General features: G+C 43.2%; 11 protein-coding genes. 3 read left to right on the top strand and 8 right to left on the bottom strand.

What is annotated here, in order from left to right; translation table 11 throughout:
* The first annotated feature begins 205 nt into the window (after window positions 1-205).
* The gene (fabV, locus tag OCV20_RS10120; protein ID WP_029405477.1) at window positions 206-1408 is read left to right on the top strand and encodes an enoyl-ACP reductase FabV; all 1203 of its coding nucleotides are present in this window, start codon (window positions 206-208) and stop codon (window positions 1406-1408) included.
* A gap of 301 nt (window positions 1409-1709) precedes the next feature.
* Here the strand turns inward: fabV and OCV20_RS10115 are convergent, their stop codons facing one another.
* On the bottom strand, window positions 1710-3392 hold the full coding sequence (locus tag OCV20_RS10115; RefSeq protein WP_086773634.1) for an aspartate:alanine antiporter: 1683 nt from the start codon (window positions 3390-3392) through the stop codon (window positions 1710-1712).
* 250 nt (window positions 3393-3642) lie between these two features.
* Window positions 3643-3906 (bottom strand): GrxA family glutaredoxin, encoded by a 264-nt coding sequence (locus OCV20_RS10110; RefSeq protein WP_009847069.1) that lies wholly within the window; start codon window positions 3904-3906, stop codon window positions 3643-3645.
* 406 nt (window positions 3907-4312) lie between these two features.
* On the opposite strand from OCV20_RS10110, the gene OCV20_RS10105 reads away from it, so the two are divergent.
* Window positions 4313-5605 carry an iron-containing alcohol dehydrogenase gene (locus OCV20_RS10105; RefSeq protein WP_086773635.1) on the top strand — a complete coding sequence of 431 codons (1293 nt, stop codon included), beginning with the start codon at window positions 4313-4315 and terminating at the stop codon, window positions 5603-5605.
* A gap of 122 nt (window positions 5606-5727) precedes the next feature.
* Here the strand turns inward: OCV20_RS10105 and OCV20_RS10100 are convergent, their stop codons facing one another.
* The 5 genes from OCV20_RS10100 to OCV20_RS10080 form a co-directional block, all read right to left on the bottom strand.
* On the bottom strand, window positions 5728-6582 hold the full coding sequence (locus OCV20_RS10100) for a MurR/RpiR family transcriptional regulator (RefSeq protein ID WP_004734686.1): 855 nt from the start codon (window positions 6580-6582) through the stop codon (window positions 5728-5730).
* A gap of 359 nt (window positions 6583-6941) precedes the next feature.
* Complete coding sequence (gene panP, locus OCV20_RS10095) at window positions 6942-8585, bottom strand: pyridoxal-dependent aspartate 1-decarboxylase PanP (protein WP_048609217.1); 1644 nt, start codon at window positions 8583-8585, stop codon at window positions 6942-6944.
* 118 nt (window positions 8586-8703) lie between these two features.
* Window positions 8704-9231 (bottom strand): hypothetical protein, encoded by a 528-nt coding sequence (locus tag OCV20_RS10090; RefSeq protein WP_017065407.1) that lies wholly within the window; start codon window positions 9229-9231, stop codon window positions 8704-8706.
* A 174-nt stretch (window positions 9232-9405) separates the two neighbouring features.
* On the bottom strand, window positions 9406-10311 hold the full coding sequence (locus tag OCV20_RS10085) for a LysO family transporter (protein WP_086773636.1): 906 nt from the start codon (window positions 10309-10311) through the stop codon (window positions 9406-9408).
* Between the two features lie 54 nt (window positions 10312-10365).
* Window positions 10366-11286: an HDOD domain-containing protein gene (locus tag OCV20_RS10080; protein ID WP_050643191.1), complete on the bottom strand. Its 921-nt coding sequence runs from the start codon at window positions 11284-11286 to the stop codon at window positions 10366-10368.
* Between the two features lie 358 nt (window positions 11287-11644).
* On the opposite strand from OCV20_RS10080, the gene OCV20_RS10075 reads away from it, so the two are divergent.
* Window positions 11645-12226, top strand: a complete 582-nt coding sequence (locus OCV20_RS10075) for a TfoX/Sxy family DNA transformation protein (RefSeq protein WP_017060401.1) — start codon at window positions 11645-11647, stop codon at window positions 12224-12226.
* 150 nt (window positions 12227-12376) lie between these two features.
* Here the strand turns inward: OCV20_RS10075 and OCV20_RS10070 are convergent, their stop codons facing one another.
* Window positions 12377-12919, bottom strand: a complete 543-nt coding sequence (locus OCV20_RS10070) for a hypothetical protein (RefSeq protein WP_048609214.1) — start codon at window positions 12917-12919, stop codon at window positions 12377-12379.
* Window positions 12920-13139 lie beyond the last annotated feature (220 nt).

The raw sequence follows: 13139 nt of genomic DNA, 5'->3' as shown, positions 1-13139 counted from the left end.
AGAAACGATAAAAGGCACCTAATTAGGTGCCTTTTTTGTTTTTGTCGTAGAAGTCGCAATAGATGCGTTAACAAATGGTGACTTAGTCAGCAAATATCAGCTGAGTGCTCCAACCACTTGCATTTTCACCACATTTTTACAGAAATTAGATGCCATTTGCGTACGAAACTTTTATCCTTAACCTGATTTTTTAAGGAAGTTGAATATGATCATCAAACCTCGAATTCGCGGATTCATCTGTACTACAACACATCCAGTCGGTTGTGAAGCTAATGTAAAAGAACAAATTGCTTACACAAAAGCTCAAGGCCCAATCGCAAACGCACCTAAACGTGTACTAGTTGTTGGCTCTTCAAGTGGCTACGGCTTGTCTTCACGTATTGCGGCTGCATTTGGTGGCGGCGCTTCAACTATCGGTGTTTTCTTTGAGAAAGCCGGTACTGAGAAAAAACCGGGCACAGCTGGTTTTTACAACTCAGCAGCGTTCGACAAGCTAGCTAAAGAAGAAGGCCTGTATTCAAAAAGCCTGAACGGCGATGCTTTCTCTAACGAAGCGAAACAGAAAACGATTGACCTGATCAAAGAAGATCTAGGCCAAATCGATATGGTTGTGTACTCACTGGCATCTCCAGTGCGTAAAATGCCAGAGACTGGCGAAGTGATTCGTTCAGCTCTAAAACCTATCGGTGAAACGTACACATCAACGGCTGTTGATACCAACAAAGACATGATCATCGAAGCAAGTGTTGAGCCTGCATCTGAAGAAGAGATCAAAGACACTGTTACTGTAATGGGCGGTGAAGATTGGGAACTTTGGATCAACGCTCTATCTGAAGCGGGTGTTCTAGCTGACGGTTGTAAAACTGTTGCTTACAGCTACATCGGTACTGAGCTAACGTGGCCAATCTACTGGGATGGCGCGCTAGGTAAAGCTAAGATGGATCTAGACCGTGCAGCGTCAGCGCTTAACGAGAAACTAGGCCAAACTGGCGGTACTGCAAACGTTGCTGTTCTTAAGTCTGTTGTGACTCAAGCAAGCTCTGCTATTCCTGTAATGCCTCTTTACATCGCTATGGTGTTCAAGAAGATGCGTGAAGAAGGTATTCACGAAGGTTGTATGGAACAAATCTTCCGTATGTTCAGCCAACGTCTATACAAAGAAGACGGCAGCGCAGCAGAAGTGGATGAAGTGAACCGTCTACGTCTAGATGACCTAGAACTTCGCGAAGACATTCAAGATCACTGTCGTAACCTATGGCCTCAAATCACAACTGAGAACCTAAAAGAACTGACTGACTACGTAGAGTACAAAGAAGAGTTCTTGAAGCTATTCGGTTTCGGTGTTGAAGGTGTTGATTACGAAGCTGAGGTTAACCCAGCTGTTGAATTTGATGTAGCTGACATCTAATTCAAACAATCGAATCAAAACGAAATAGGCGCTCATTGAGCGCCTATTTTTTTGTCTGTTATTTAGCTCGGAGATTTAAGAGCAGATACCGGATTCGAGTGGCGGGATGCGAAGAGATTTAATAGCGGATGAGAGATTTGGGTGACGAGATTCGAAAAGAATTTAGAGCAGATATGGGATTTGAGGTTCGACGAGCTCTAAGAGCAAGTGAGAGAAAAGAAGCCATAAAAAATGCACTAATCCGAAGATGAATTAGTGCATTTGAAATATCTAAGCTTGGCTGCTTTTAAAGCCGCAGACGCTAGCTAATGATGATGATGAAAGTACCCGCTAAAGTCATCAATATATTGGCTATCGCGTATGTACCTGCGTAACCCAGAGCTGGAATGGTTGAGCGAGCGTGGTCATTTACGATGTCCATCGCCGGAGCGCAAGTTCGCGCGCCAATGATCGCACCAAACAACAGAGCTCGGTTCATCTTCAATACGTAAGCGCCAACCAAGTAAGCAAAGAATACCGGCAAGACACTGACCACCAGAGCGACACCGATTACCTGCGGACCAACTTGGGTTAAGTGTTCGAATATCTTACCACCGGCGCTTAAGCCGATACCGACCATAAAGAACATCAAACCGAGGTCTTTGACCATGTTCAATGCCCCCTGAGGCACATAACCGAAAGTAGGGTGGTTTGCTCGTAAGAAGCCCAGCATGATACCCGATAAAAGCAGGCCAACTGCGTTACCTAGTCCAAATGAAACCTGACCGAATGTCATGGTGATCAAACCAAACAAAATACCCAAAATAAAGAAGCTACAAAAGGCCATCAAATCCGCCATTTGGCTGTGGATTGAGATGAAACCAATTTTTTCAGCTAGGCCGTGCACACGACTCTTTTCGCCACTCACCTGCAGTACGTCACCTTTAGAAAGCACAATGTTTAAGTCCATCGGCATCTCTATTTGAGCACGCACTACGCGGTTAAGGAAACAGCCGTATTCAGACAGGTTCAAGTCTGAAAGACGCTTACCTGCAATGCTGTCACTTTTAACGACGATCTCTTCTTCCACGATACGCAGATCGAGAAGGTTACGGTCGAAAACTTCTTTACCGTTACGGAAGCTTGGGTCTAGACGAGCGTGACTGTCTGGGAAACCAACCAATGCGATCTCATCGCCTTCTTGCAGAATCGCATCACCATCTGGGTGGGCAAGAATACCATTACGTCGAATACGCTCGATGTAACACCCTGTTTGGCGATAGATGCCCAGTTCACGCAGATTCTTACCGTCAGTCCAAGAGATAAGCTCTGGTCCCACTCGATAAGCACGAATAATGGGTAGGTAAACCTTGCGCTGACCTGAAGCGCCTAAACCACGTTCTTGGGCGATTTGCTCTGCCGAGTCGTGTAGGTTGACTTTTTGAAGCTTTGGAATCAAGCGGGCAAACATAATCATACTGATTAAGCCAACCAAGTAAGCCATCGCGTAACCCACTGATAGGTTTTCGATAATCAGGCTCAAATCCATATTTCTTGGTAATTCTGCAAGCCCAGAATTCAGAGCATCTTGAGCACCTACCAATATCGGCGTTGCTGTTAAGGCCCCCGCCATCATGCCTGCAGATAAACCAAAGCCTAGGCCAAGGTAATGACTACTGAAATAGGTTAGGGCAATTGCGGTAGAAAGTACCACAAGGCTCAGAATGAGGTAGTGCTTACCGTCTCTGAAGAAGATACCGAAAAAGTTTGGTCCAGCTTCAATGCCAACACAGTAGATGAACAGCATGAAACCAATGGTGAGCGCATCTGCGTTAAAAGAAAAGCCAAGATGTCCCATGATAAGGGAAGTAATCAAAACACCGATTGAATTACCAAGTTGGAGGCTACCGAAACGAATTTTACCAATGGCTAATCCAATCGATAAAACAACAAAGATGAGGAGAATGGGGTTTTGTTCTAACAGAAAAACAACGTCGATATTCACGGTGGTCGCTCAATAATTGGCGTGGAACACAGGGTAAGTTTGAGATGTGAATTGTATCTAAATATAAATAAATTATAAGCAATATTTTGCTAATTTACTTGATTTTGACCTTATTCTTATTCCGTATGAAAACTGGTCATAAAAAAAGCCCGCTACAGTGAGCGGGCTTTCTATAAATCGTACAGTCTAACGCCTAAATGGGTCAGCTGTTTAAGGCCTTAACCTCAAGTCTCCTGTGAGAAATCCTAGCTTAGTCGAAAAGACCTAGGTTTTCTTTTGCGTATGCTTCAAATTCTGTGCAGCCGCCGATGTGGTCTTGGTCGATGAAGATTTGTGGCACTGTATCTACAGGTTTACCAACAGTCTTCTCTAAATCAGCTTTGCTGATGCCTTCAGCGTGGATGTCAACGTAACGGTAGTTGAAGTCATCGCGTTTAGCTTTAAGAGTTTCAGCATGCTCTTTTGCACGAACACAGAATGGGCAAGCAGGGCGACCAAAAATAACTACAAACATTTAATTTCTCCTAAATACGGGATGAGGCTCGTTAACTCGATTATGTTAACTATTCTTTAGTGAATGCCACTCAAAATTTCTTAAAACCAACTATGCCTCAATGCCATGGGGAAATAAAGATGGAATTACCTCTTAATACAATAGGTTTTGTCTATCAGAGCAAATAATGGTCACAAAAAGGATCCATGCTGATTTCTGATGGGTATCTAGATTGATTACCCTTAACTTAAGAGTGTGAATTACCCCTAAGAATACGACTTTAATTCATCTTTAATGCGACAAGTTGCACCTCGTCAAAAAAAGCGCATACAGAACGAGGCATCTTAATACTGATGCACGATATAAAGGCTAAATTCCAATAACCAAGAGTTCGCAGTTTTGTTCGGTCATAGGCGCAGGAGGCACCATGTTTCAATTTATGACATCTACAAAGATCATCTTTGGTGATGGAGCACTTTCCGCTTCATTGTCTCTCTTTAATCAATATGGCTACAGCGTGCTATTGGTTACAGGCAATACATTAGAGCGCACTTCAATTGTTACTGACTATCTGGATGTGCAGAGTATGCGTTATCAGCACATTGCCGTTTCCGGTGAACCTAATATCAAAATGGTTGAAGAGGCGGCTATTTCTGCTCGTCGTTTTAAGCCAGATATGGTTGTCGCCATGGGGGGCGGTAGCGCCATCGATATGGGCAAAGCGTTGGCTGCGGTTTTACCTAATCAAGGCAATTTATATGACTATGTTGAAGTGGTCGGGCGTAATGTTCCTCTTAAAACCAAACCACTTCCGTTTATCGCAATTCCAACCACAGCGAGTACCGGCGCCGAGGTCACTAAAAACGCGGTGCTGAAATCAGGCCAAGACCAAGTAAAAATCAGCCTGAGAAGCCCAGACATGCTGGCTGACGTTGCGATTGTCGACCCAACCCTAACTCATGGAACCAATCTGTATCTATCTGGGCGAGGTGGGATGGATGCCTTTACTCATTTAATGGAAGCCTACGTGTGTGGTGAACCGAATCCGTTAACCGATATGATCTGTGAAGAAGGGCTGCGCAAGTTAAGTAGTTCTGTGGTTAAAGCGTGTGTTTATGATGAGCCTCAAGCGCGTTCTGATCTTGCTTTCGCTTCTATGCTTGGTGGTATGGCGATAACCAATGCCAAGCTTGGCGCGGCCCACGGTTTAGCCTCCGCACTAGGAGGTAAGATTTCTGCGCCTCATAGTGTGATTACCGCGCGTTTAGCGCCGTTTGTGATGTTGGAGAACATAGCCGTTGCAAAAGAGCAGCAAAGAAGCGACATCCTAGCGCGTTATCAGCGAATCGCTCAGATAGTAACAGGTAACGTAGAAGCAGCAGAAGAGGAGGCAATTTCTTGGTTATCTGAAGTGCTTGATACGCTTAAGCTACCCAACTTGCTAGAATTTGGTGTTTGTGAAGCACAGTTTGATGAGGTGTCTACCGATGCGCTCAAGTCAGTGGCTATTAAAGGAAACCCTTTGCCGCTTAACCACGAGAGGCTCGTACATATTTTGAAGCAAGTATGCGAGAAGTGCAGTTGTGGAGAAGGGCATCATGAGGGAGCTTCAATGAATCAAATTGGCTATGAACCTGCTGTCGAGTCGAACTTTACCATTATCAATTCTTATGCGTCCGAGAATAGCGTAGTCGAGAAGGGCAATAGTTGGACCATCTAATAGTCTTCAATCTGCTCATTGTATAAACCATTTTAAACAGACAAATAAAAACGGAGCACTAGGCTCCGTTTTTTAATTTCGCTTGTTCTCTGGTCATCTGTTTTCAGTTCAGACTAAGCAGATTAGAACTGAGAGTACTTCTCGTAACGTGAATCACGAAGTGACTCTTTGACGCGCTTCAGGTTCTCTCTGAAACCAGATCCACGACGTAGCGTAAAGCCTGTCGCTAGCACATCGATAACCGTCATCTGAACAACGCGACTTGCCATTGGCATGTAAACGTCAGTGTCTTCCGGTACATCTAATGAGATAGACAGCGAGCTCGCTTTATCCAGTGGAGAATCTTTTGCTGTGATAGCAATCACTGTCGCACCGTTTTCACGCGCTAAGTTTGCAATCTCAACTTGGCTTTTAGTGCGGCCAGTATGAGAGATAAGAACAATAACGTCGTTATCACTGCAGTTAATGCAGCTCATTCGTTGCATCACGATGTCTTCGAAACATGTGATTGGGATATTAAAACGAATAAACTTGTTTTGAGCATCTTTGGCGACAGCAGAAGAGGCACCCAGTCCGAAGAACGAAATGCGTTTTGCTTGAGTCAGCAAGTCAACAGCACGGTTTACTTGCATCGCATCTAGACTGTTTTTAGCAACGTCTAGACAAGCCATAGTTGATTCGAAAATCTTATGCGTATAAGCATCTGGACCATCATCTTCTTCAACATTACGGTTCACGTAAGGTGTACCGTTCGCCAAGCTTTGAGCTAGGTGAAGTTTGAAGTCAGGGAAGCCCTTTGTGTCTAATCGACGACAGAAGCGGTTAACTGTAGGCTCACTCACGTCAGCCATTTTAGCTAAGGTAGCAATGCTAGAATGAATTGCAGTTTGAGGGGAAGCCATAATTACTTCGGCTACCTTACGCTCAGACTTGCTGAAATTTTCCAGGTTTTTTTGTATTTTTTCTAATGTATTCATAGTGTTCACAAGGGTATAGAGAACAACTTGCTAGTTAATATCTTTTACCAGGGGGTATGGCTGAAGCAAATATCAGTAAACACAAAGCCAAATGTATATTCGGTATCGTAAATACTGCTGCGTCAAATAGATATCAAGCTAACTAGCACCATAGAGTCAGTATAAACCCAACATACTATTTACTAATACAAAAACAGGGCATGAATGCTTAAGAATATGACAAACCTCAACAAAATTTTAGAAAACTACAGAATTGGAAGAGAGTTGGAGCAAAAAGAATGCAAAATGAGTATGAACTGACAGCTTAGTTACATCAAAAAGAAAGAAATTTTCAATTTGATGCAACTAAAATTGAATGACTATGCGTTGATTTGCGTAACCAGTTTGTTGATTTTGCCCATCAAGTTTGGTGCTAGTTTAGAGATCTCACGTTGTTCTTCAAGCACTGACGAAAGAATATCATTGCCTGTTAGTGGGTTTGCTAACACCACGCGGAAAACGATGATTGGTTGATGTGCCCATGCTTCAGGGTTTAAGCGTGTACGTGACACGAAAGACTTACCTGTTTCACGCTGCTTCTTCTGAATAAACTTAGTCAGCTCATTGAGCAACTCATTCAGTTCGACACGATGTTCAGGCTCAGCTTTAAGCAGTGCCGCTTTGACTGATTCAGGTACATAGCGATAAGTCAGTAGGCAAAGCTCAGGTTCTGAAACCAGTTCGAAGTCGCTCTGATCTTTAATCAGGTCGGCAAAGTAGCGTGCTTTGTTGATGCTTTGGTCGATCAACAGTTCATAACCTGGGCGGCTAATGATATGCATTGCGGCGTAAACCAGCATAGCCATGCCTGAACGAGAACCTTCTAACGTATGGCTGCCTAAATCTTTTGAGCCTTTACGAAGAATGTATTGAGCATGATGTTCAATCGCTGTCATCGCATCTGGCTTCTTAAACAGAACCATGCCCGCACCCATAGGGATATAAAGCTGTTTATGCGCATCAATCGTAACTGAATCCGCCAGTTCAATACCATCAAGCAGGTGACGATGATTGTTAGACATCAGAGTCGCACCGCCCCAAGCTGCATCAACGTGGAAATGACAATCGGATTCGGCACACACCTCGGCAATGTCTCTTAGCGGGTCGATATTACCGGTTTCGGTTGTACCAGCCACACCAATGACGGCGAAAGGTTTGATCTTGTTCTGCTTGAGTTGCTCGATCTTGAGTCTTAGATCATCAGTACAAATACGGTTGTCGTTATCTGTTTTAACAGACACTAGACCTTCTTGACCAATACCAAGGACATCCGCGGCTTTTTTCAGAGAGTAGTGACCACGTTCAGAGACTAAGATGGCAAGGCCTTCGTAGTCGTAGTGCTTCATGGCTTTAAACAAGCCCTCTTTTTCCACACCTTTGAACGAACCTTGCGCTTTTAGTGCGTTGTTACGTGCGACCCAAAGCGCCGTAATATTCGCGATGGTACCGCCAGAACAAAACGCACCTAAAGAGTGGTTTGCGCTGTGCATCCAACGAGAATAAAACTGGTCACTATCTTGATAAATCAGGCGATGTAACATGCCCAGAACTTGACGTTCTAGGGGAGTGAAAGCTTTTGAGGTCTCGATTTTTACTAGATTCTGATTCAACGCAATCATGATTTTTGAAAGCGGCATCAGGAAGTACGGCAACGCAGAGGTCATGTGGCCAATAAAACTTGGCGAAGACGTGTGAACCGAATGAGACACAAGAGAATCAAGGAGATGCTCAGTATGTTCAGAAACAAACTCAGGCTGCTCTGGGATATGAGCATTTGAAAAATCTTTCTCAATTTCACGCAGCGGCTTTTCTTCAGCCACAATATGTTCACGTAAGAATTGATTCAGGTTTCGTGAAAGTTTGTCTTCAATTTGAGTGAGTGTTGAATCTGGGCCTTCAGGTACCGTGAAGATACGTAGAAGACTGTCGAAGCTAACATCTGCTGTTTTTTGTTCCGTAACCATAGCAAGCGAGTTATTTTTCTAATATTGACGCGAGCGGGACAATCTAAACGAAAACGGGAACAATGTCCCGTCTTAATTATGAAATCCAACTTCTCAAAAAAGCATATTAAATGAGGGGTTATTTACACTTAATCGCTTCAAGTTTACTGATCGACTGGTTGTAACGCTGCAGCGCTGAGTCGATTTGCTTAGGGTGACTAAGCAGCTCGGCAAAGGCAGAACGTAATTCGTAGTTTTGAGCGTGAGGCGTTGATTGGCGGTCATCGAACGTTGTTTTCGCGATTTTACCAAGCTCATCATCACGTGTTGATAGTGTTTTAATGTCGTGTTGCTCGAGTTGCAACCAACCTTCTACAGGTTGCTCTGTTGCCACTTTGCTTGAATCGTTCACAAGGTAGTAGTTAACCGCAGCACGGTTAAGCTCAAAGTGGTGCTTACGACCTTCTAGGAACCACTCACTCACTTCTGTTAGCTCTGGGTATTGCTCAGAGGTTAATGCAGCAAGGTCGGCATACCAATTCAAAGAAGCGTCGATGTACGCATCATATTTTTTTGCTTGGCACTGGTTTGTCTCAGACATTGAATCTGCTGCAAAAGAGAAAGTAGAAGTTGAAGCTAGCAGTAATGCGACGCAAAGGCGTTTCATAGTGGTTCCTTTTGTAAGTTTATTCTTTTTATAACTTTGTCGTTACAGGTTACCGTGATCGTTATTTGTTGAGCAATGACACTTAGTGTCTTTTTATTTCGGTAACTGTATCGGTGTCTTGGGCATTGGTATTCGAGTTGCATTCTAATCTAAAACAAACGCTATTCCTGCGATCTAGTTAGCAAGAGATACAAAGAACAACATCAATATCGGAACAAGCAAGCTGAGGATAAAGCCACTGACGATAGCGATAGGCACACATCGAACGCCGCCTGTTGTTTGAATGACCGGTAAGGTGAAGTCCATCGCAGTCGCACCAGCATAACCAATGGAAGTGCATGGGTAGCTGCGAATCAGCACTGGAATCAGTACCAAGGCAACTAACTCTCTTAACAGCTCAAGCATGAAGGAAGCGCCGCCATAGATAGGGCCAAAGGCGTCACCCATTAAGATACCAGCCAGAGAATACCAACCAAATCCAGAAGACATTGCCAAGGCTTTGAACAGAGGGATATCTAGGATGTAAGCCGCGATTACACCACCTAACATTGAGGTGATGATAATGGTGATTGCGATAACCATGCCGTGCTTGTTGAGTAAGATCTGACGAAGTGTGAGTCCGCTATTACGCAGCTGAATGCCGATAAAGAACAGAAGAACAAAAAGAATCCATTCGCTTGCGGTATCAACCCAATCAAGGCCAATAGGCAGCACTAAGCCAGCGATTAGCCCTGAACCTACCACTAAGATGAGTTTGGCGGATTCCATCGCCATAGAAGAGAGGGGAAGCTTCTTCTTGCTACTGTCGGTTTTGAGTGGCAATAACTTATCAATAGCGGGCAGTGCCATTAGGTTACATACGCTTAAGCAGACAAAGAAAGTGACGGTATATAGAAGGATTGTCTGCAGATTACTGCCTAGGTTATCGAGGGCGGCTAAGCTTAGTCCCATCAACGCCAGAATAACGTAGATCAACCGCGATGTTGAGCTGTTGATAAATTCTAATGTCTGAGCGTTCGAAATTGCAAAAAGATACCCCACGACGAGTGGCGCAAATATAAAGATCATCCCTGTAAACATGCTTTCCCCATTGCATTTACTTCATATTACACTTACTTGTAATTTAACAGTGACTTAGAAGCCGCTAGTATTGATCACGTCGCTTAGCTTTGCATTAAAATCATGCTTGCTCAAGTTGCTTAATTTATAAAGCACCTCTGCACCTGTCACGTTAAGTTCAACTTCGTGATCATCGATGTTCTCATCCTTGTTTCTGAACATCAGCAGGTGGTTAGCGATTCGTGCAATATCCAAGTAAGACACTTCACGCTGTTCGTGGTTATTGATGGTATTGCTGCACACATCAATGAAGTCGCTGTCGAAGCCCCAACGGTTAAGCACCAATTTACTGGTAGCGGAACATTGGCCTTGGAAGATTTGTAGAGCGATGTCGTGATCTAGGTAATTGCCATTTTCGAGGTAGAGGTGGTATTCGCTAACCAAACAGAACAATCCTATGTCAGCCAGTAATCCAACAAGCAGAGATTTTTCATGTTCAAGGTAACGGTATTCAGTAGGGGAGAGCTCTTTGAAGCTGTTGGTAACAAGCACCATAGTAGCGCCTAGCTCTTTTGATACAGAAGCGCTCTGAACCAATAACTTATTACACTCTTTACTGAGGTTGACTGAGTGTTTGAGTTGCTCAATAGCCTGAGCCGTCACGATGTCACGTACTCTTAATATGCCAAGGCGCGACACAGCCGTCATAATATCAACACAAGTAATATTGCGTCGGTTAAAGACGACAGAGTTAGCCACACGAATGACAATAGCAGCGAGGCCTGGGTCTTCGAGTAAGCACTCGGCCACTTCAGCAATCCCAGTTGATTCAAGGGTACAAAGCGATTGAATCTTCAGTACAACGTTAGGGATAGGAGGAAGTGTTATTTTTCCCGCTGAGATAGAATGTCCAACAAGTTGGGCAAACTCTGATTCTAGACCCTTTAAGAGAAGAGCCTTATTTTGAGGTAGCCAGAAAAACGATAAATGATTCATATAAAAAGTAAAAACATGTATGTCTTGCCATTTTACAAGCCGCGATGCTGCGAGGCAATACTCATCCGTCCACATAACCTTTAATAATTTGAACCGGTGTATCACTAGGTGTCCAAATTCAAGCATGGTTTGATAGTTTACTGTGACGTCAATCATGAAAAATCAGAATATTCAATTGATTGATGTGAACTAAGTCCAGACTTATTTTTCTTTTCGAAGTATGATTTATTTAAAGGTGAAAAACGAAACCATAATATTCACCTATAGAATAACAAAATAGATTTAAAATTTTTCGCATAACAAGCTGCTTGTCTGGTGATCAACCTAATCGGGGTAATTTGATTAAGGATCAACGGATATGACCGAGACAGCATTTATTAATTACGTGAATCAATTTGGTGAGCATCAAAAACGTTCTATGTTCGGAGGTATTGGCCTCTTTCAAAATGACGCTATGTTCGCTTTATTGAGTGAAGGTTGTTTATTCATTAGAGGTGGAAAATCATTAGATAAAAAACTGACCGATCTTGATTGTGAAAAGTATCGTCATGTAAAGAAGCAGACAACAGCAACCGTAAACTATTACGACATTACGGATCTGTTTACCTGTGAACATCCTGAATTGGATAGTATTATTCGTACTTCAATCGATAATTCAATTCAGCAGCGTAGCTTCAAGAAATCATCAGCTAGCCGTAGATTAAGAGATCTACCAAACATGCAGCTTACGTTAGAACGCATGGTTAAAAAGGCGGGTGTGGATGATGTTTCAATGTTTATGCAGTTGGGCGCGCCTGAAGTGTTTAATAAGGTTCGCGAAGCGTACGGAAACGATGTTGACCTTAAACTACTTTGGAAATTTGCGGGTGCAATTGATGGTATTCATTGGAAACTATTACAAGAGCCACGCAAGCAGCAATTACTAAAGAGCTGCCACTAAAGAAGTTTGCCTTATATGCTTAAGATTACTGTTAATAAATAAAAACCGAGGAATGTCCTCGGTTTTTTTGTTTCTGTCTTAGCCGGATTTCTTAAAAGACTAAGTATCAAAAGGCTAAGTGCTCGTTAAGAGCTAGCTGGGCTTTAAGTATTAGTACTTGAAGCGAGCAGTGAACATAAGTTGGTCACCGTAGAAGTCGTTAATACGAGCTTCAGCACCTAGAGAGAAAAGCTCTGTAGAGTGGAAACGCGCGTAAACAGAACCTGTCCAATCATCGTTGTCATCGATAGAAACGTAACCACCTTTACCACCAACTTCTAGTTGTGGTCCAAGCCATTGGCGAACACCAACGTTGATTTCCATACCGATATCAGTAGAGCTTGAGTTCTCAGGCTGAACGATACGAGCTAGCATTTCACCTGTTAGATCTGCCCAGTTGTTTAATGGAGCATGGAAACCAAGACCTACAGCTGAGTCGTAATCGCCTTCAAATTCTGAATCGATACGTGCTATAGCGTGAGCGTTCGGGTGAATGGACTTACTGAACGCACCACCAAATGTTACTGGGCTAGCACCGATACGTGCTTCAAAGTAATCATAGTTAAAGTTGCTCATTACCTGTGGTTGTTCATCAACAGCTAGTGCTTGACCAGAAGCCAATAGCATAGCGGTAGTAAGTAGAATTTTGCGCATAACGACCGTAAACCTATATTAGTGTTAATTCCTTTGGTTTGAGACAAATCGGCAAACCATAAACATTGAGACAGTTTAATCTAACTCACGGAAAAGTAATCCTTTAAAATGTAAAACCTTACTCATTTAGTTAAAAAACAAGCAAATTAAGGATCAGTATGTAACGGAGATCTCATGTTTTAGGGCGAATGAGAAAAATAGACGAGCGAATTATCCAAAA

This window comes from Vibrio coralliirubri (assembly GCF_024347375.1).
GTDB lineage: Bacteria > Pseudomonadota > Gammaproteobacteria > Enterobacterales > Vibrionaceae > Vibrio > Vibrio coralliirubri.
Note: the sequence above shows the minus strand (reverse complement) of the source record. Positions and strands in the feature narration are given on the sequence as shown.

Excerpts from the sequence above, each read along its gene's own strand:
- OCV20_RS10080 (WP_050643191.1), bottom strand. The coding sequence starts at position 11,286 with ATGAATCATTTATCGTTTTTCTGGCTACCTCAAAATAAGGCTCTTCTC.
- OCV20_RS10070 (WP_048609214.1), bottom strand. The coding sequence starts at position 12,919 with ATGCGCAAAATTCTACTTACTACCGCTATGCTATTGGCTTCTGGTCAA.
- panP (WP_048609217.1), bottom strand. The coding sequence starts at position 8,585 with ATGGTTACGGAACAAAAAACAGCAGATGTTAGCTTCGACAGTCTTCTA.
- OCV20_RS10085 (WP_086773636.1), bottom strand. The coding sequence starts at position 10,311 with ATGTTTACAGGGATGATCTTTATATTTGCGCCACTCGTCGTGGGGTAT.
- OCV20_RS10090 (WP_017065407.1), bottom strand. The coding sequence starts at position 9,231 with ATGAAACGCCTTTGCGTCGCATTACTGCTAGCTTCAACTTCTACTTTC.
- OCV20_RS10110 (WP_009847069.1), bottom strand. The coding sequence starts at position 3,906 with ATGTTTGTAGTTATTTTTGGTCGCCCTGCTTGCCCATTCTGTGTTCGT.
- OCV20_RS10105 (WP_086773635.1), top strand. The coding sequence starts at position 4,313 with ATGTTTCAATTTATGACATCTACAAAGATCATCTTTGGTGATGGAGCA.
- OCV20_RS10100 (WP_004734686.1), bottom strand. The coding sequence starts at position 6,582 with ATGAATACATTAGAAAAAATACAAAAAAACCTGGAAAATTTCAGCAAG.
- OCV20_RS10075 (WP_017060401.1), top strand. The coding sequence starts at position 11,645 with ATGACCGAGACAGCATTTATTAATTACGTGAATCAATTTGGTGAGCAT.
- fabV (WP_029405477.1), top strand. The coding sequence starts at position 206 with ATGATCATCAAACCTCGAATTCGCGGATTCATCTGTACTACAACACAT.